Source organism: Pseudonocardia sp. DSM 110487, from assembly GCF_019468565.1.
Taxonomy (GTDB): Bacteria; Actinomycetota; Actinomycetes; order Mycobacteriales; family Pseudonocardiaceae; genus Pseudonocardia.
This window is the reverse complement of sequence record NZ_CP080521.1, coordinates 734,883-752,189: the sequence shown is the minus strand read 5'-3', so window position 1 is coordinate 752,189 and position 17,307 is coordinate 734,883. Positions and strand designations below refer to the sequence as shown.

The window sequence follows — 17,307 nt, the reverse complement described above, 5'->3', positions numbered from 1 at the left end:
CCGCGCGGTCGCGCTCGACCGGGACCGCAGAGATCGGTCACATCTCGCTGCTGCGGCTGGTCATGTGTGTGTCGGCGAGGCCTCGTCGACACGCTGTGGAAGGAGTCGAGCACGTGGTCGATGGCATCGAAACAGTCGTCCACCCGGTCAAGGATCTCGAGCAGGCGAAGATTCTCTACCGCGCACTCACCGGGGTCGCGCCGGTCAAGGACGAGCCGTACTACGTCGGGTTCGACGTCGACGGCCGCCGGATCGGCCTGGACCCCAACGGTCACCGCAAGGGGATGACCGGCCCGATCGTGTACTGGCGGGTCACCGACATCACGAGGAGCGTCCAGGAACTCGTCGACGCCGGCGCCGAGGTGCAGCAAGACGTGAAGGACGTCGGTGGTGGCGCGCAGACCGCGTTGATCAGGGACGCAGACGGAAACGTCATCGGCCTGCTAGCTCGGCCATGATCTACCTGGCCTCGTCCGAGGCCGGCAGGTCAGCGCGGTGATCAAGGGCTATTGGTCGCGATCGGAGATCAACTAGCGACCATTGCACCTTGATCGCCGCATTGCCCCCGGAATGGTGGCTTGATCAGCAGTTCGGCGCGTTCCCGGGTCGTTTTCGCCCGTTTCCGCGCCGAAACATTGATCGTGCCCATCCGACCGCCTTCGGTGGCGCCGCGCGCCCCAGGGGCAGGCCTCTGGTGGCTGAACGCTTCAGTCGGTCCCAGGAAGTCGCGCGGCCATCACTGGTGGATCAGGGCGAGGTCTTGCCGCGACGAGGTCCAAATGGCGTGCTCAACCGCGGCGAGATCGGTGAACGCCAGGACAGAATCGTCGAGCCGGTGGAACAGCAGCCCATCCGCAGGCGTCCCGTCCAATTCACCCGCGACCAGCAACAGCGGTTGCCCACCGATGCGAAGGTGCACCTCGGCCAGGACACCCTCGTCGGCGAACACAGCCACATGCTCAATCCGGCCGGTCGGCAGCTCGGTCAACGGTCGCCAGCGGTAGATCCCCTCCCAGGGCCTGCCCCCGTCTGCGAACTTGGCTTCCAAACTGGGCAGCAAACCGAAGAAGACATCGTCCTGGTAGGTGGTGACACTCACCACGCCGCCGTGGTCCCGGGACGCCTGCAAACCCAGCAGATGCAGACACGGCACTTCCAGTCCGCCGAACTGGGGGTCACTGCCGTCGTCGTCCGGTGCCCCCCACAGGGCCATCTCCACGCCCACCCACGAATCGACACGGCGACCGCGCAACGACACGAGCTCTCGCGACCGCGACACCACCCAGTCATCCCATCCCACACCAGCAGTATGGCGGCATGGGCACTTTTGACCCACTCACACGCCCAACCTGCCAACCGAAGCATTCATACACGGGCCGTTACCAGATGTTTCGCAATAGCTTGCCCGACGCATCGCCCGACCACCTTGCAAACGATGCGCTGCGTGAGTCGTGCCAGCCGGGACGCAGACGTTGCCGCTCGTCTTCGACGACGAGGGCTGCGACTCGGGGTGGTGCATGACCATGACCCCGGATCAGCTTCAGCCCCATCACGCGGGCGCCGTTGGCGTTGTCCCGGCGCGGGACAACCCCGCACCTCGCCGGCGCGCAGCCGCAGGTCGCCGTGACGAAGGCCCATGGCCTCGCCCAGACGCAGCCCGGTCTGTTCGAGCAAGATCAGCAGGAAGCGGTCCCGCGGTCGGGTGCACGCGGCCAGCAGCCGCCCTACGGCCTCGGCCGGCAGATCTCGCGCGGTCCTGGCCGCTCGCCGGGCTCTGCACAGCATGGCACCAGGTACACCACGTCGAGACGAAGGAGCTCCTTCGGGTTGGCGAGCATGCCGATGCTGGTGATACGCCGGTCCCGGACGGTGAAGCCGAACACCACACGAGGGCGTCCGCCGGTCGCCCACACCGCCCCGGGCACACCGTTGATCAGCGCCGGCCGTGCGCCCTGTGCCCGCCCGCAGAACGTGCGTGCCACCGCCGCCGAGCCGCGCACCTCACGTTCGGCGCCCATCTGCACGGCCTCGTCATCGGCCCGCAGCACGATGTTCGGGTCGAGCACAGCGAGTAGTGCCTCGAACTCGCCGCTGCGCGACGCGAGGAGGAATGCCTCGACCAGCTCCCGCTGCCGGGCCTGGTCGGTATCGGGGACGGTGGCCCTGCCGTGCACCCGCCGCCTGGCGCGGCTGGCGAGCTTGCGGGCCGCGGCCGGGGAGCGTTCGACGATGGGGGCGATCTCGTCGAACGGCACCGCGAACATGTCATGCAGCACGAAAGCGAGTCGCTCCGCGGGCGTGAGTGTCTCGAGCACCATGAGGAGCGCGAGACCCACGGAGTCGGCCAGCAACGCCTCGCGCTCCGGGTCGACGCCCGCCTCCAGGTTCCCGACCGCCTCGGCGACCTGGCCGTCGATCGGCTCCTCACGCCGGGAGCTGCGTGCGGAGAGCTTGTTGAGGCACACCCGGGCCACGACCGTGGTGAGCCAGCCCCGGAGGTTCTCCACGTCGCCGGGCTCCGAGCGGGCCAGCCGCATCCACGACTCCTGCACCGCGTCGTCGACCTCGCTCGTCGAGCCGAGCATGCGGTACGCGACCGAGCGCAGGTGCCCGCGGTGGGTCTCGAACTGCTCAGCCAGCCAGCTGTCCTCCGGCATCCGCCCCAAACCTCCTTCGAGGACCGTCATCACTATGACCGGCCGGAACCCACCGACGTGACGAGCTCCTCACGGGCCTCCACCGATCGGCGCCCGCAGTGGGTCGGAGTTCTTCAGGGCCCTCCTCGGCGTCGATGTGGGAGCCTCCCGTTCGTATGAGTGGCATGAGCGATGTTCTGCTGACCGGGCTGAAGATCGGCGAGTCGGCGCGATGGCACGAGGGCAGGCTGTGGCTGTCCAACTGGGGCGCGCAGCAGGTCCTCGCCGTCGACCTGGACGGCCGTGCCGAGGTGATGGCCACGGTGCCGACCACGATCCCGTTCTCGATCGACTGGCTCCCCGACGGACGGTTGCTGGTGGTCGCGGGGCCCGAGGGCAGGCTGCTGCGCCAAGAGCCCGACGGCTCGCTCGTCGACCACGCCGACCTCGGTGGTCTCGGCGCCGGTCTCAACGAGATCGTCGTGGACGGCCGCGGCAACATCTACGTCAACGGCGGCACCGACTTCCACCCGGACGCGGGCGAGGCGCCGGGGTTCGTCGCGCTCGTCACGCCCGACGGCGCGGTGCGGCGCGTCGCCGACGGGATCGCGTTCCCCAACGGCATGGCGGTCACGCCGGACGGCTCGACACTGATCGTCTCGGAGTCGTTCGCCGGCACGCTCACCGCGTTCGACATCGAGCCGGACGGGAGCCTGTCGAACCGGCGGGTGTGGGCACCAGTGCCGGGCGACGGCATCGTGCTGGACGCCGAGGGCGCCGTATGGACGCCGGGCTGGACGGACGCGGGACCGGCCTGCCTACGGGTGGCCGAGGGCGGGGAGGTGCTGGCCACGGTTCCCCTCGACCGGGCCGGGTTCGCCTGCACGCTCGGCGGCGAGGACGGCCGCACGCTGTTCGTGCTCGCCGCGGACTGGCACATGTACGAGGGCTTCGAGGAGAACATCGAGCGCCTGCTGACCGGCCCGGAGACCGGGCTGGTGCTCACCGCCCGCGCCCCGGCCGCCCACGCAGGCCGCCCCTAGTGTCAGCCGAGCTGCCCGAGCAACAGGACCACCCACGCGGCCGCCAGACCGGCCGCGGCACCGAGCGCGGGCCAGCGCCAGAACGGCGTGCGCCGAAGCAGGTGCAGCGAGGGCGCAAGGCCCAGCGCGACGAGGATGTTCGCCGGCACCCACAGCAGCCCGAAGGCTTCGGCGAACGCCCGGCTGAGCGCGACGTCGCCGATCGCGACGACCACCGCTGTGAACGCGGACACGGTGAGGCCGGTGGCCCACGGCGTCGGCTCGACGTCGTCGGGCTGGCGTGGGATCGGGCCGGTGGTCGGGGCGGGCACGGCCTCGACCCGGCCGGACACCGGATCGGTGTAGGTGACGGTGCGCCCCAGCGCGTCGGCGAGGCGGGCGGCGAGCTGGCGTCCCCTCCGTTGCAGCATGTCGCGCTCCGCGGGCCCGCCCGCGCCCGAGACGGTGACGGCGAACGCAGCCCACTCCCGCAGCGCGTCCTCGAGCTCGGTCGGCAGCGGTGGATCACCTACCCGGCGCTCGCCGAGCAGGACCCGTCCCCCCGAACCGAGCCGCACCTCGCCAGCCTAGGTCGCCTTTCTGCCGCGGGCAGCGTGAGAACGGCCCAATCGGTCGCCAGGAGCGCCCTCCTCGAGCGGCGTGAGCGCGTGGAACGCCACGGCCGCTGCGGTGGCGACGTTCAGCGAGTCGACGCCGGACGCCATCGGGATCCGGACGCGCAGGTCCGCGGCCGCGAGGGCCTCCGCGGTGAGCCCTGGCCCCTCGGCTCCGAGCAAGACGGCGGCCCGCTGCCCGGCCAGGTCGGCGGTGGCGAGGGGCTGCGCGTCGGGAGCCGGGGTGAGCGCGGCGACCCGCAGGCCAGCGGCCCGCAGGACGTCGAGCGAGGCCGGCCACGGACCGGGCAGCTCGGCGAACGGGACGCGCAGCACGTGCCCCATCGAGACCCGGACGCTGCGGCGGTAGAGCGGGTCGGAACAGCGCGGGCCCAGCAGCACCGCGTCGACACCGAGCGCAGCGGCGTTGCGGAAGAGCGCACCCAGGTTCTCGTGGTCGTTCACGCCCTCCAGCACGGCCACGAGCCGGGCGTGCCGCAGCAGCTCGGCGACGTCGGGCGGCGCGGCGCGGTCGGCCACCGCTAACACGCCCCGGTTGAGGTGGAACCCCACGACGGCGGCCATCGTCTCCGCGTCGGCGGCGTAGGCGGGCACGGGGAGCGTGGCCAGGTCGTCGGCCAGCTCGTCGAAGCGACGGGGTACTCCGAGGAGCGACCGCACGGGGTACGGCGAGTCGATCATGCGGCGCACCACCACGACCCCCTCGGCGATCACCAGCCCTCGTCCGCCGGGCCGGTCGGGGCGGCGATCGGCGCTGGTGAGGTCGCGGAAGTCGTCCACCCGTGGATCTGCCGGGTCGTCGACGGGAGTGATGGTTGCCACGGGGATCCATCGTCGCAGGCTGGGCCAGTCGGTCGGCACCGGTCATCCGGTCGGCCGTAGCGGAGGGATCACCACGGGTGCCAAGGTGGACAGCCCGCGCGCGACGCGGCCGCCGCCGCGGCCCGATCGCCCGCGAGCATCGAGCGAAGCTCCGGGCACGCCCGGGGTCGGGAGGCAGCGCAGGCATGGGCCAGGACGTCGACCGACGGACGTTCAGTCGACGGGATCGCCAGCGCTACCGGACGAAGGTGCAGCGCTGTCTCGACGCGCTCGCGATCATGCTGCGCGATCACCCGTTCGCCCGGGACGAGCCGATGACCGGACTCGAGGTGGAGCTCAACCTCGTCGGCCACGACCTCGCCCCGTCGCTCGCAGGCGCCGACGTGCTGGACGCGATCGGCTCGTCGCAGTTCCAGTCCGAGCTCGGGCGCTGGAACCTCGAGCTGAACCTGCCGCCGCGGCCGCTGCCCGGCGACGAGTGGCGGCACCTGGAGCACCACCTGCTCGACGAGCTCGCCGTGGCCCGCGCCAAGGCCGTGGACTGCGGTGCGCAGCTCGCCGTCATCGGGATCCTGCCCACGCTGCAGCGCCGGCACCTCGTGGTCGAGGCGCTCTCGCCCGACCAGCGCTACACCACGCTCAACGAGCAGATGCTGAGCGCTCGCGGCGAGCCGATCCGCCTCGACATCGCCGGCGACGACCCGTCGGGCCGCCACGGCGTGGCGCCCGAACACCTGCAGGCCGACTTCGACTCCATCGCGCCGGAGGCCGCCTGCACGTCCATGCAGCTGCACCTCCAGGTACACCCCGACTCGTTCGCCGGCTACTGGAACGCCGCGCAGTGCCTCGCGGGAGTGCAGCTCGCCGTCGGCGCGAACTCGCCGTTCCTGCTCGGCTCGCGGCTGTGGGCCGAGACCCGCATCCCCCTGTTCGAGCAGTCCTGCGACGTGCGTACCCCGGAGCTGCGCAACCAGGGGGTGCGGCCGCGGGTGTGGTTCGGCGAGCGCTGGATCACCTCGATCCTCGACCTGTTCTCCGAGAACGGCCGCTACTTCCCCGCCCTCATGCCCGTCACGGAGGAGGGCGACCCGATGGCGGAGCTCGAGGCGGGCCAGGTGCCGACCCTCGACGAGCTGCGGCTGCACAACGGCACGATCTGGCGCTGGAACCGGCCGGTCTACGACGTGGCCGACGGCGTGCCGCACGTGCGCGTGGAGAACCGGGTGCTGCCGGCCGGGCCCACCGTGGTGGACATGGTGGCCAACGCGCTCTTCTTCTACGGCCTGCTGCGCACGCTCGTCGAGGCCGAGCGTCCGCTGTGGAGCATGATGTCGTTCGAGGCCGCCGAGGAGAACTTCACCACCGCCGCCCGGCACGGCCTCGACGGCCCGCTGTACTGGCCCGGCACCGGATGGATCCGCCCGGACGAGCTGGTGCTGCGCAAGCTGCTCCCGCAGGCGGCCGACGGGCTCGCACGCTGGGGCGTCGAGGGCGATGTCACCGACCGCTTCCTGTCGATCATCGAGCAGCGCTGTGTCACCCGCCGCACGGGCGCGGGCTGGCAGCTCGACACGGTGGCCGCGCTCGAGGCCGGCGGGGCCGACCGGCCGGCCGCGCTGCACGGCATGCTGGCGCGATACCTCGAGTCGTCGGCGGCCAACGAGCCGGTGCACACCTGGCCGGTCCCCTAGGAGCGCCCTGAACAACTCAGGCCTACTGCGCGCTACGGCCTGAGTTGTTCAGGACCCTCCTAGACCGTTCACTATCGCAAACCGCTGCCCCGGAACCGCCCCACGTCGGCCGGTGGCGCTCCTACCGTCATCGGCGTGCCGCGCTCGACCGATGGGGGAACCATGCCCGATCCCGACCCCACCCGCACGGACCGCCCTGCCGTCCCACCAGGCCGGTGACCGCCGTGGCCCGGTTCCGGCTCTTCGGCCGCACCCCGGAACCGGCTCCCGCCGAACCGGTGGGCCGGCAACCCCCTGAGGCGTTCGCGGCCTACCCGGGCACCGCGTGGGGCCCCGCGGCGTGGCCGGCGAGCGGGCCGGCCGCTTGGGGGCCGCCCGTCACCGATCCGCCCACCGACCCGCGCGGATTCCCCGCCGTGCCGGCCCAACGCCCTGCATGGCGCCCCGGCGCCACCCCGAGCCCCGACCCGGCCGAGGCCGCGGCGCTGGCCGGGGCGTTCGCGGTCGACTACCTGTCCTGGGACGAGGACGACCCGGCCCGCCGCGGCCGGGTGCTGCACGGCTACCTGGCCGTCGCCGGCGGCGACCCGGCCCGCATCGGGTGGAACGGCGAGGGCCGGCAACGCGCGGACTTCGCGCTCCCGGGCCGCGTGCGCGCAGACGGCGAGGGCCGTGTGCTCGTCGACGTCCGGGTTCGGATCACCCCGTACCGGGCGGTCGGCGAGCACGAGACGCGCACCACCGCCCAGGACACGGATCCGGCGCAGATGGGCGTCCCCGCGGTGGCACCGCCACCCACCGGCCGCGGGTGGCGCAGCATGGCGTCCCGCTGGGTGCGGCTGTCCGTGCCGGTGGTGTGGGAGGCCGGGCGGCTGTCCGTCGACGCGTGGGAGGAGACCCTCGGCGAGGACGGGCCACCGCCGCCCGCTGCGCCGATCGCGGCCGTCGGCGAGCACACCCTCGCCGAGGACGATCCGCTCGCCGAGATACCCGGAGGTCACCGATGAGCGCCGTACGCAGGCCGGTGGTCACCGGCGTCACCCCCGGCAGCGGCACCAGCACGCTCGCCGCCGCCCTGCACACGATCGACGGCAGCCTGCTCACGCCCGGCACCGCCCGCGAGGCCGACGTGCTGGTCTGCCGGTCCGACGAGCAGTCCTTGCGGCAGGCCGCCGCCCTCGCCTGCGCTCCGTCGGGCCCGCGGCCGATGCTCGTGCTCGCCGGGATCGCGCCGGGGATCTCCACGCCCGCGGTGCCTGCGGGGCGGTTCGGGGCGGTGGTGGCGCTGCCGCACGTGCGGCGCTGGTGCGCGGGCGACGCTCGCGCGGAGGCCGCGGCTGTGCTCGCCTATCCGCCCGAACGCCTCCCGCCCGACGTGCGCGGCTATGCCGCGGCGCTGCATCGGATCGTGTCCGCCCTCGTCGGCTCGGGGCAGCTGCAGCGCGCCGTCCCGCCGCTGGTCTCCCGGCCCCTCACCACCGCGCTGTGGCGCGGGCTGCGTCCGGATGAGCCCGCGGTACTGCGCCCGTCGCCCGCACGGGACGATCCAGCGGAGCCGGACGACGAGGCGCTCGAGGGCGAAACCCCCGACCTGGTGGCGGGCGTGCCCGCCTAGGAGCGCCGTCGGCTCAACGCACCTCGCCGTACCACTGCCAGCCTTCGCGAGGCAGTTGCGGATGCTCGGGCAGCGGGGTGCGCCCGGTGCCCCACAGCAGTGCAGCGCTCGGCGCGACGCCGCCGGGCGCGTTCGGGAAGAGCCGCTGCACCACCGGCTCGGCCAGCCGGTCCGGGGGCTCCCAGTCGATGCCGAACGTCCGCGCCACGTCATGGGCGTGTACCAGCAGCTCGACGGCGCCCATCGCCGCGAAGCCGGACGCGTCGGAGCTGCCCCACGAGTGGAAGGCCCGCACCTGCGGCCCGGTCGCGCGCACCGTGTGCGAGAGCAGCGTGGCGGCAACACAGAGCGACTCGAGCCGGGCCGGGACCGTTGCGCCCGGGTCGCTCCCGGTGCGCAGCGCGGGATATCCGGCGGTCGGCCGGAGGATCAGGAGTGCGGCGTACCCGGTCACCCCGAGCGTGATGTGGTCGAGCAGATCGCGACACGACCACTCGGTATCGCCTGCTCGCCGCGACCAGTCCTCGTCCACGGCCTTCCCCAACACGTCCAGCACCTCGTCGGCTGCCGCGGTCGGCAACCCCGCCCACGACGAAGGGGCGGTCACCGCGCAGCTCCCGTCACGTTCCCTGCAGGCCGCCCGCCCCGCAGCGCGAGCAGCACGAGCGCGACCGCGAGGCAGCACACCGCGAAGACGAACGCCATCCCGAACGCGGCTTGGACACCGGTGTTGAGCCCGACGCGCCCGTCCGCGGCAGCGGTGTCGGTGAATGCCACCGCCACCGTGGTGCACAGGGCGATGCCGAAGGCCGCACCGATCTGGAAGATCGAGTTGTTGATCCCGGACGCGAGCCCTGACTCCTGCGGCGCCACCCCGGACAACGCGGCGATCGCCGCGGAGACGACGGTGGTGCCGATGCCGTAGCCGAAGACGATCATCGCGGGCAGCAGTTCCGTCCAGTAGTTCCCCTCGGGGGACACGCGGGTCAGCAGCAGCGCCCCTGCCGACAGCGCGATGGCGCCGAGGACCGCGACCCGCCGGTAGCCGAAGCGCGTGACGAGCGGGCCTGCGAGGTTCGAGCCGACCACCGACATCGCGGCGTAGACCGCCGTGCTCAACCCGAACAGGACCGGCGACCAAACCAGCACCTGCTGGGCGTAGACGGACATCATCAGCGCGCCGCCGTAGATCGCCATCGACACGAGCAGCGTCATCGCGTTGCCGCCGACGAGGGTGCGCACCCGGAAGATCCGCAGCGGCACCAGCGGCGCCTTCGCCACCCTCTCGACCACGAGGAACAGCGCGAACAGCACCACGGCCGCGGCGAGCAGCCCGAGGGTCTGCGCCGATCCCCAGCCGGCGACCGGTGCCTCGACGACGGCGTAGGCGAGCAGCACGAGCGCGCCGGTCACCGTGATCGCGCCGAACGGGTCGTAGGAGCGCCGGCCCGTGGCGACCGGCGTCTCGCGGAGCAGACGCGGCCCGAGCACGAGGACGGCGCCGGCGAGCGGAACGTTGATGAAGAAGATCCACTCCCAGCCGAGGCCCTCGGTGATGGTCCCGCCGACGAGCAACGCGGCGGTGGCGCCGAACGCGCCGACGCCGGTCCAGACGCCGATCGCGCGGTTGCGCTCCTTCCCCTCGGCGAAGGTGTTCATCAGCACGGCCATGGCAGTCGGGGCCATCACGGCCGCGGCGACGCCCTGCACGACGCGCGCTGCGACGAGGACGGCACCGGTCCAAGCGAGCCCGCAGAGCACGGAGGCGACCAGGAACAGCGCGGTGCCGACCATGAACATCCGGCGGCCGCCGAGCAGGTCGGCGGTGCGGCCTCCGAACAGCAGCAGACCACCGAAGCTGAGCAGGTAGGCGCTCATCACCCACTGCGAGCCGTTGGTCCAGAACGACAGCTCCGCCTCGATGGACGGGAGCGCGAGGATGACGATCTGGGCGTCGACGATGATCATGAAGTAGGCCGTGCACAGCACGGCGAGCGCCTTCCAGCGGCGCGGGTCGGGGCTTGCCGGGATGGGTCGTGGAATGGGCGCGGCGCCCGTTCGTTCTGACATGAGAGGACAGACCGGGACCCCTTCCCGGATTCGCCGCGGCGGCGCGACGAATCCGCGCCGTGCATCTGGTCGGTACTTGTGTGAGGGCTTCCGGGCGCGGACGAGAGGGCGGCTCGTGGTGATGCACGAAGGCACACGGACCGGGGAATCGGCCGACGGGAGCGCGACGGTCGTGCTGGTCGGAGCGGAGGACTTCGCCCGGCTCGCCGACCCGTTCCGCGCCGAGCTACTGGCGCACTGCTATCGGATGCTCGGCTCCGTGCAGGACGCCGAGGACCAGGTGCAGGAGACCTACCTGCGTGCATGGCGCTCCTACGGCGACTTCGAGGGCCGCTCGTCGCTGCGCACCTGGCTGCACCGGATCGCGACGAACGTCTGCCTCACCGCCCTGGACGGGCGGCGCCGGCTGCCGGTGCCGTCCGGGTTCCCGGAGTCGGAGGGCGACGACGACGGCCCGGCGCAGTGGCCGGAGGCGACGGGGGCCGCCGCGGCCGAACGCCGCGGTCTCGACCCCGATCTCTCCGACCCGGCCGCCGTGCTGACGTCACGGGAGCACCGGGCAGGGGCACTCGGGGTGGTCTGGCGGCACCTGTCTCCCCGGCAGCGCGCGGTGCTCGTGCTGCGCGACGTGCTGGGTTGGCAGGCCACCGAGATCGCAGGCCTGCTGGGCACCTCCGGCGCTGCCGTGCACAGCATGGTGCGCCGGGCGCGGGAGCAGCTCGCGCAGGCCGCCGCGGACCCCGCGGAGCAGGCTCCGGACGACGGCGGCCGGCAGCGGCTGCTGGACGAGTACGCGGCGGCGTTCGAGACGGGCGACGTCGGCACGCTGGTGAACCTGCTGACCGACGACGCGGCGTGCACGCTGCCCGGGACGGGCAGCACCGTGACGGGGAAGGACGCGATCCTGCAGCTGTTCCGCACATGCCCCGCCCTCGGCGAGGCCCGGATGGTCGCGGTCACGGTGGCCGGCCGCCCTGGCTTCGGCATTTACCGCCGCGACACCGAGGGGCGCTACCGCGCGCACGGCATCGACGTGCTGGCCACGTCGCGCTCGGGTCTCACCCGCATCGACGTGATCGAGGACCGCAGCCTGTTCAGCGCCTTCGGCCTGCCGAAGGTGCACCCGGGCGGACCGGACGGGGCGTCGGCATGACGGGGGACACGTCCGCCGTCCTCACGCGGCGGCGCGGCTTGCTCGAGCGGGCCATCCGGTACGCGCGCACCGTGGTCGTCCAGGTGCGGCCCGCGGACCTGGCGCGGCCCACCCCCTGCGCCGGGTGGGACCTGCTGGACCTGATGCGGCACCTCAACGAGTCGGTGGCCGCGCTGCGCGAGGCGGTCGAGCACGCGTGCGTGTTCCCGGGACCGGCGCCGGGCGGGGTGGGCACGGACGTGCTCGAGACTTTCGACGTGCAGTCCGGCCTGCTCCTGTCCGGGTGGGACGAGCAGCGTGCGGACCGCCCGGTGGCGGTCGGCCGCGAGCCCGTGCCCGGTCTCGTGGTGGCCAACGCGGGAGCGGTGGAGCTGGCGGTGCACGGATGGGACGTGGCACAGGCGTGTGGGCTGCCCGACAGCATCCCGCTGGATCTGGCGGCTCACCTGCTCCCGGTGGCGAGGTGGGTGGTGCCGTGGCCGCGGTCCCCGCAGTTCGGGCCGGAAGTGCCGGCGCGCGGCGCTCCGGCCGCAGACGAGAGGTTGCTGGCGTTCCTCGGCAGGCGCCCGCCGCTCGAACCGGCCCCGAACGCCCGTGGGGGCCCCGGCCGATTGGCCGGGGCCCCCACAGGTTTCCCGAACTGACGCGCCGCTCCCACCACGAAGCGACGAGTTGAGGTTAGCCTATCCTCTCCTTCGGCCGCAACCCCCGATCATGAAGCGCCGAAGAACGCCTGCAGCGGACCCACCGCGAAGTACCCGACGAACGCGACGGCAACCACCCACATCAGCCAGTGCACGTCCCGCGCCCGCCCGGTCGCCGCCGTCAGCACGACGTAGGAGACGAAGCCCGCGCCGATCCCGTTGGCGATCGAGTACGTGAAGGGCATGACCGCGATCGTCAGGAACGCCGGGAGCGCCACCCGGAAGTCGGTGAGATCGATGTCGGTGATCTGCCGCACGAGCAGTGCACCGACCACCACCAGCGCGGGCGCCGCCGCCTCGATCGGCACGACCTCGTAGAGCGGGGTGAAGAACATCGCCAGCAGGAACAGCACCCCGGTGAGCACGCTGGCGAGGCCGGTGCGCGCCCCCTCCGCTATCCCCGACGCCGACTCGACGAACACGGTGTTGGACGAGGACGACGCCGCCCCGCCTGCCACCGCGCCCGCCGCGTCGACGACCAACGCGCGTCCCACCCGCGGCAGCTGCCCGTCCGCGCCGACGAAGCCCGCCTGGCGACCGAGGCCGGTGATCGTGCCCATCGTGTCGAAGAAGTCGGCGAGCACGAGCGTGAACACCAGCAGCACCACGGTGAGCAGGTCGACGTGGCTGAACGCACCGAACGAGAACGCACCGACGAGCGAGAGGTCCGGTAGCCCGACGACGCTGTCCGGCAGCGCGGGCACCGACAGCCCCCAGCCCTGTGGGTTCGTTCCGGCGGACGGCCCCACCTGGGTGATCGCCTCCACGATGATCGCGACGACCGTCGTGACGGCGACCCCGATCAGGATCCCGCCGCGCACACCGCGCGCCACGAGCGTCCCGGTGACGAGCAACCCGACGACGAACACGAAGGTCGGCCACGACGCGATCGAGTTGTCGATGCCGAGACCGACCGGCACGGTGGTGCCCGCCGCGTCCGGGACGCGCCGGACGAAACCGGCGTCCACCAGCCCGATGAAGGCGATGAACAGCCCGATCCCCACGGCGATCGCGGCCTTCAGCGACGGTGGCACGATGTTGAAGACCGCCGTCCGGAAGCCCGTGGCCGCGAGCACGAGGACCACGAGGCCCTCGACGACGACCAGGCCCATCGCCTCCGGCCAGCTCATCTGCGGCGCGAGCGTGAACGCGACGAACGCGTTGAGCCCGAGGCCGGTGGCGATCGCGAACGGGTAGTTCACGATCAACCCGAAGAGCAGCGTCATCACGCCGGCCACGAGCGCCGTGACGGCAGCGACCTGCGGCACCGACAGCACGTTGCCGAGCGCGTCCGGTTTGGCGCCCGGCCCCGCGGCCGTGAAGCTGCCGATGATGAGCGGGTTCAGCACGACGATGTAGGCCATCGTCACGAACGTCACGAGACCACCGCGGAGCTCGCGGCCGACCGTGGAGCCGCGCTCGCTGACGCGGAAGAGGCGTTCGATCACGCGCGCAGGGTAAGGGCGCCGTGTTACGCGCGCACTCCCCGTACCCTGAGCCGCGTGATCTCGCCCCCGCCGCTGTCGCCCCGGCTCTCCCGGCCGGCGCTCGTCGCGGTGGTGGGCAGCGCGCTGTGGCTGGTGGCCGCCGCCCTGCTCCTGGTCGCCGCGCTCGCCGGCCTGCGCCCGCTCGACATCTGGTTCACCGCCTGCCTCGCGGGCGCGTTCCTCGGCGCCGTCGGTTACGGCATCTTCGCCTGGCAGCGGGCCGCGGCCCGCCGCGGCTCCCGCACGGCGCAGCAAGGCCTCGAGTAGCACCCCGACTCGCCCGCACCCACACCGCAACTCGCGTACAACCAGACCGCGACTCGCGGGTTTTGGGGCATCCGTCATCCGCGAGTCGCGCTGTGGGTGCACGCGAGTCGGGCTGTGGGTGCACGCATGTCGGGGCCGTCGGGCGCAGCTTAGGGTTTCGGGTATGACCGATCGACCCACCGCCGTAGTCACCGGTGCAAGCTCCGGCATCGGCGCCGCCACCGCCCGCGCCCTGGCCAAGGCAGGCTTCCACGTCGTTCTGGGCGCACGGCGGGTCGATCGATGCGCCGAGATCGCCGCCGAGATCGACGGCACCGCGATCCGGCTGGACGTCACCGACGGCGAGTCGGTGGCCGCGTTCGCCGCCGCAGTCCCGGACTGCAGGCTGCTGGTCAACAACGCCGGTGGCGCGAAGGGCCTCGAACCGGTGGCCGAGGCCGACGAGGACGCGTGGCGCTGGATGTTCGAGGCGAACGTGATGGGCACGTTGCGCGTCACGAAGGCCCTGCTTCCGGCGCTCCTGGCCTCCGAGGACGGGCACATCATCACGGTCACCTCGATCGCGGCCGTCGAGATCTACGACAACGGCGCGGGGTACACGGGTGCGAAGCACGCGCAGTCGGTGCTGCACCGCACGCTGCGCGGCGAGCTGCTCGGGCAGCCGGTGCGCCTCACCGAGGTGCTGCCGGGACTGGTGGAGACCGAGTTCTCGCTGGTCCGCTTCGAGGGCGACGAGGAGCGGGCGGCGGGCGTCTACCGCGGGCTCACCCCGCTCACACCGGACGACGTGGCCGACGTGATCGCGTTCGCCGCCACCCGGCCGTCGAACGTGAACCTGGACCAGATCGTGCTGAAGCCGCGAGCGCAGGCAAGCGCCAGCCGCGCCCACCGAGACATCTGATGAGTGGTTGACGGCGGGACGATCTCGGGCGGAGGATGGCCGCGCTGATCACAGCGCTCCCCCGCTCCCCCGACGCGCCAACGAGGTCGCCATGTCCGACACGCCGCCGGCCACGCACGCCCCGTCCTGGGTGCCGCGCGCACACCCGCTGTCCTGGGCAACCCTTGCCGTCACCACCGGCGCCATCCTCATGACGGCGGTGGACGGCGGCATCCTGCCCGCCGTTCTGCCGGCGATCCAGAAGGAGTTCGAGCTCAACTCCGCGCAGGCGGGGCTCGTCAACTCGGTCTTCTTCGGCGGCCTGATCGTCGGAGCTCTGCTGTTCGGCTGGCTGTCGGACCGCATCGGCACCGGGTACCGGCGCTCCTGGACATGGAACGTCGCGATGCTCATCGGGATCCTCGGTGGCGCGTTGACGTTCGGCCTGGCCGGCAGCTTCGCGGCGTTCCTGCTGCTGCGCATCCCGATGGGGATCAGCCGGGGCGGCTCGGAACCGGTGAACGTCGCCCTGGTGAGCGAGTGGTGGCCGAAGGAGTACCGCGGCTTCGCCGTCGGCGTGCACCACACCGGCTTCCCGCTCGGGCAGTTCCTCACCGGCGCGCTGATCGCGGCCGTGCTCGGTTTCGCGGGCTGGCAGGAGGCGTTCCTGCTCATCCCGCTGCTGGGTATCCCGATCATCGCGCTGCAGGCGTTCGTCGGAACCCGGCGCAACCAGCAGAAGGTCTACGACTGGATCGACGCCCACGGGTACACGAAGCCCCTTCCCGAGCTCTCCACCCGCCCGAAGGGCCTCGGCCTCGGCCCCGTGAAGGACGCGCTGGCCAGCCCGAACGTCCGCTGGTCGGTCGTACTGATCTTCCTGTTCCTGTGGGCCGAGACCGCCGCGGTCACCTTCCTGACGGGGCAGCTCGTGGCCCAGGAGATCGACCTCGGCCTCGCCGCCCTGCTCGCCGGGGCCTCCGGCCTCACCGGCTGGATCGGCCAGGTCGTGTGGGGCGCGTGGTCCGACCACGCCGGGCGCAAGTTCGCCATCAGGTTCCTCGTGGTCGGGTGGGCCGCGAGCATGCTGGCGATGATCTTCATCACCGGCCCGGGGAGCGCGTGGATCGTGCTGCTCGCATGGGGCCTTTTCCGCAACGCCCCCTTCCCCGTGGTGTACGCCCTGCTCATCGACTCGGTGCCGCGCGCGGCCGGCACCGCGATGGGCATCATGATCGGCATCGCGCTCGGGGTGTCCGGCGTGCTCGCCGCCCCGGTGGCAGGCTTGATCATCGACGCGGGCGGGTTCACCGTGCACTACGTCGTACTCGCCGTGATCTGCCTGCTCGGGCTGTTGCCGCTGGCCCGCATGACCGAGACCGTGGCGACCACGAAGACCAAGACGGAGGTGCTCGAATGACCGACCTGCTCGAGGCCGGAGCCGAGCTGGAGAAGGTGGCCACCGGCTCGATCTGGGCGGAAGGCCCGGTGTGGATCCCCGCCGACCGCGCCGTGCGCTACAGCGACATCCCCAACAACCGCATCCTGCAGTTCTCCGAAGCGAGCGGGGAGCTCACCGTCTACCAGGAGAACGTCGAGTTCACCAACGGCCGCACGCTCGACCTGGACGGCTCGGTCCTCCAGTGCTCGCACGGCAGGCGGAGGGTGGAGCGCGACCGCGACGGCGTCGTCGAGAACGTCGTCGACCGATGGGCGGGTGCGCGGCTCAACTCGCCCAACGACGTCGTCGTGAAGAGCGATGGCACGATCTGGTTCAGCGACCCGTCCTACGGGATCCAGAAGCCGACCGAGGGCCACCCGGGCGAGCTCGAGTACGGCGACCACTACGTCTTCCGCTTCGACCCGCGCGACGGCTCCGTCGTCCCCGCCGTGATCGACGTCGAGGCCCCGAACGGCCTGGCCTTCTCCCCCGACGAGTCGCTGCTCTACGTCGCCGATTCCGGTGCATCCCCGCCGAGCGGCGAGCGCGACCCGGCCCGGCCCGGTGGGCACTCCATCCACGTCTACGACGTGTTCGACGGCCGGCTGTGCAAGAACGGCCGCGAGTTCGCCGAGGTCTCGCCGGGCGTGCCCGACGGGTTCCGGGTCGACGAGCACGGCAACGTGTGGACCTCCAGCCACGACTCCGTGCAGGTGTTCGACCCGGCCGGCGGCCCGCTGCTGCGGATCCCGGTGCCGGAGAAGATCGCGAACCTGTGCTTCGGCGGCGAGGACGGCCGCACGATCTACATCGTGGCCAGCACGAGCCTCTACCGCATCCGCACGACGGTCCGCGACGCTGCAGCCCTGCTCCGCACGGCCTGA

The 17,307-nt window shown here is 72.3% G+C and carries 18 protein-coding genes; 11 read left to right on the top strand and 7 right to left on the bottom strand.

Going from position 1 to position 17,307, the window contains the following annotated elements; all coding sequences use genetic code 11:
- The first annotated feature begins 113 nt into the window (after nt 1–113).
- Complete coding sequence (locus K1T35_RS03410; protein ID WP_255621546.1) at nt 114–458, top strand: VOC family protein; 345 nt, start codon at nt 114–116, stop codon at nt 456–458.
- A 278-nt stretch (nt 459–736) separates the two neighbouring features.
- Here the strand turns inward: K1T35_RS03410 and K1T35_RS03405 are convergent, their stop codons facing one another.
- Both K1T35_RS03405 and K1T35_RS03400 read right to left on the bottom strand, forming a co-directional pair.
- Entirely contained in the window at nt 737–1,300 is a 564-nt protein-coding gene (locus K1T35_RS03405) for a hypothetical protein (protein ID WP_220258728.1), read from the bottom strand.
- A 424-nt stretch (nt 1,301–1,724) separates the two neighbouring features.
- Nucleotides 1,725–2,657, bottom strand: a complete 933-nt coding sequence (locus K1T35_RS03400) for a sigma-70 family RNA polymerase sigma factor (protein WP_220258727.1) — start codon at nt 2,655–2,657, stop codon at nt 1,725–1,727.
- 164 nt (nt 2,658–2,821) lie between these two features.
- Here K1T35_RS03400 and K1T35_RS03395 point away from each other — a divergent pair, with 164 nt between their 5' ends.
- Nucleotides 2,822–3,679 (top strand): SMP-30/gluconolactonase/LRE family protein, encoded by an 858-nt coding sequence (locus K1T35_RS03395; protein WP_220258726.1) that lies wholly within the window; start codon nt 2,822–2,824, stop codon nt 3,677–3,679.
- A gap of 2 nt (nt 3,680–3,681) precedes the next feature.
- Here the strand turns inward: K1T35_RS03395 and K1T35_RS03390 are convergent, their stop codons facing one another.
- Nucleotides 3,682–4,236 (bottom strand): DUF2537 domain-containing protein, encoded by a 555-nt coding sequence (locus K1T35_RS03390; protein ID WP_220258725.1) that lies wholly within the window; start codon nt 4,234–4,236, stop codon nt 3,682–3,684.
- A 9-nt stretch (nt 4,237–4,245) separates the two neighbouring features.
- Nucleotides 4,246–5,115 (bottom strand): RNA methyltransferase, encoded by an 870-nt coding sequence (locus tag K1T35_RS03385; protein ID WP_220258724.1) that lies wholly within the window; start codon nt 5,113–5,115, stop codon nt 4,246–4,248.
- A 185-nt stretch (nt 5,116–5,300) separates the two neighbouring features.
- Here K1T35_RS03385 and K1T35_RS03380 point away from each other — a divergent pair, with 185 nt between their 5' ends.
- The 3 genes from K1T35_RS03380 to K1T35_RS03370 all read left to right on the top strand — a co-directional run bounded on the left by K1T35_RS03380 (nt 5,301) and on the right by K1T35_RS03370 (nt 8,421).
- The gene (locus K1T35_RS03380; protein ID WP_220258723.1) at nt 5,301–6,806 is read left to right on the top strand and encodes a glutamate--cysteine ligase; all 1,506 of its coding nucleotides are present in this window, start codon (nt 5,301–5,303) and stop codon (nt 6,804–6,806) included.
- A gap of 215 nt (nt 6,807–7,021) precedes the next feature.
- Complete coding sequence (locus K1T35_RS03375) at nt 7,022–7,813, top strand: hypothetical protein (protein ID WP_220258722.1); 792 nt, start codon at nt 7,022–7,024, stop codon at nt 7,811–7,813.
- A complete protein-coding gene (locus K1T35_RS03370; protein ID WP_220258721.1) occupies nt 7,810–8,421 on the top strand; it encodes a hypothetical protein in 612 nt (203 codons plus the stop codon). The genes K1T35_RS03375 and K1T35_RS03370 overlap by 4 nt, the downstream gene beginning before the upstream one ends.
- A 13-nt stretch (nt 8,422–8,434) precedes the next feature.
- On the opposite strand, the gene K1T35_RS03365 is transcribed toward K1T35_RS03370, so the two are convergent.
- Nucleotides 8,435–9,028 (bottom strand): maleylpyruvate isomerase N-terminal domain-containing protein, encoded by a 594-nt coding sequence (locus K1T35_RS03365; RefSeq protein WP_220258720.1) that lies wholly within the window; start codon nt 9,026–9,028, stop codon nt 8,435–8,437.
- Nucleotides 9,025–10,491: an MFS transporter gene (locus tag K1T35_RS03360; protein ID WP_220258719.1), complete on the bottom strand. Its 1,467-nt coding sequence runs from the start codon at nt 10,489–10,491 to the stop codon at nt 9,025–9,027. The genes K1T35_RS03365 and K1T35_RS03360 overlap by 4 nt, the downstream gene beginning before the upstream one ends.
- Nucleotides 10,492–10,612: 121 nt before the next feature.
- Between K1T35_RS03360 and K1T35_RS03355 the strand changes: the two genes are divergently transcribed.
- Complete coding sequence (locus tag K1T35_RS03355; RefSeq protein ID WP_220258718.1) at nt 10,613–11,644, top strand: RNA polymerase subunit sigma-70; 1,032 nt, start codon at nt 10,613–10,615, stop codon at nt 11,642–11,644.
- A complete protein-coding gene (locus tag K1T35_RS03350; protein WP_220258717.1) occupies nt 11,641–12,288 on the top strand; it encodes a TIGR03086 family metal-binding protein in 648 nt (215 codons plus the stop codon). Before K1T35_RS03355 ends, K1T35_RS03350 begins: the two co-directional genes overlap by 4 nt.
- 68 nt (nt 12,289–12,356) lie before the next feature.
- Here K1T35_RS03350 and K1T35_RS03345 read toward each other — a convergent pair whose 3' ends face one another.
- The gene (locus K1T35_RS03345) at nt 12,357–13,796 is read right to left on the bottom strand and encodes an NCS2 family permease (protein WP_220258716.1); all 1,440 of its coding nucleotides are present in this window, start codon (nt 13,794–13,796) and stop codon (nt 12,357–12,359) included.
- A 54-nt stretch (nt 13,797–13,850) separates the two neighbouring features.
- Here K1T35_RS03345 and K1T35_RS03340 point away from each other — a divergent pair, with 54 nt between their 5' ends.
- The 4 genes from K1T35_RS03340 (at nt 13,851) to K1T35_RS03325 (ending at nt 17,307) form a co-directional block, all read left to right on the top strand.
- On the top strand, nt 13,851–14,102 hold the full coding sequence (locus tag K1T35_RS03340) for a DUF2530 domain-containing protein (protein ID WP_255621541.1): 252 nt from the start codon (nt 13,851–13,853) through the stop codon (nt 14,100–14,102).
- 163 nt (nt 14,103–14,265) lie between these two features.
- Nucleotides 14,266–15,003, top strand: coding sequence for an SDR family NAD(P)-dependent oxidoreductase (locus K1T35_RS03335; protein WP_220258715.1), 738 nt, complete (start codon nt 14,266–14,268; stop codon nt 15,001–15,003).
- 91 nt (nt 15,004–15,094) lie between these two features.
- Nucleotides 15,095–16,402, top strand: a complete 1,308-nt coding sequence (locus tag K1T35_RS03330; protein WP_220258714.1) for an MFS transporter — start codon at nt 15,095–15,097, stop codon at nt 16,400–16,402.
- Complete coding sequence (locus tag K1T35_RS03325) at nt 16,399–17,307, top strand: SMP-30/gluconolactonase/LRE family protein (protein ID WP_220258713.1); 909 nt, start codon at nt 16,399–16,401, stop codon at nt 17,305–17,307. The genes K1T35_RS03330 and K1T35_RS03325 overlap by 4 nt, the downstream gene beginning before the upstream one ends.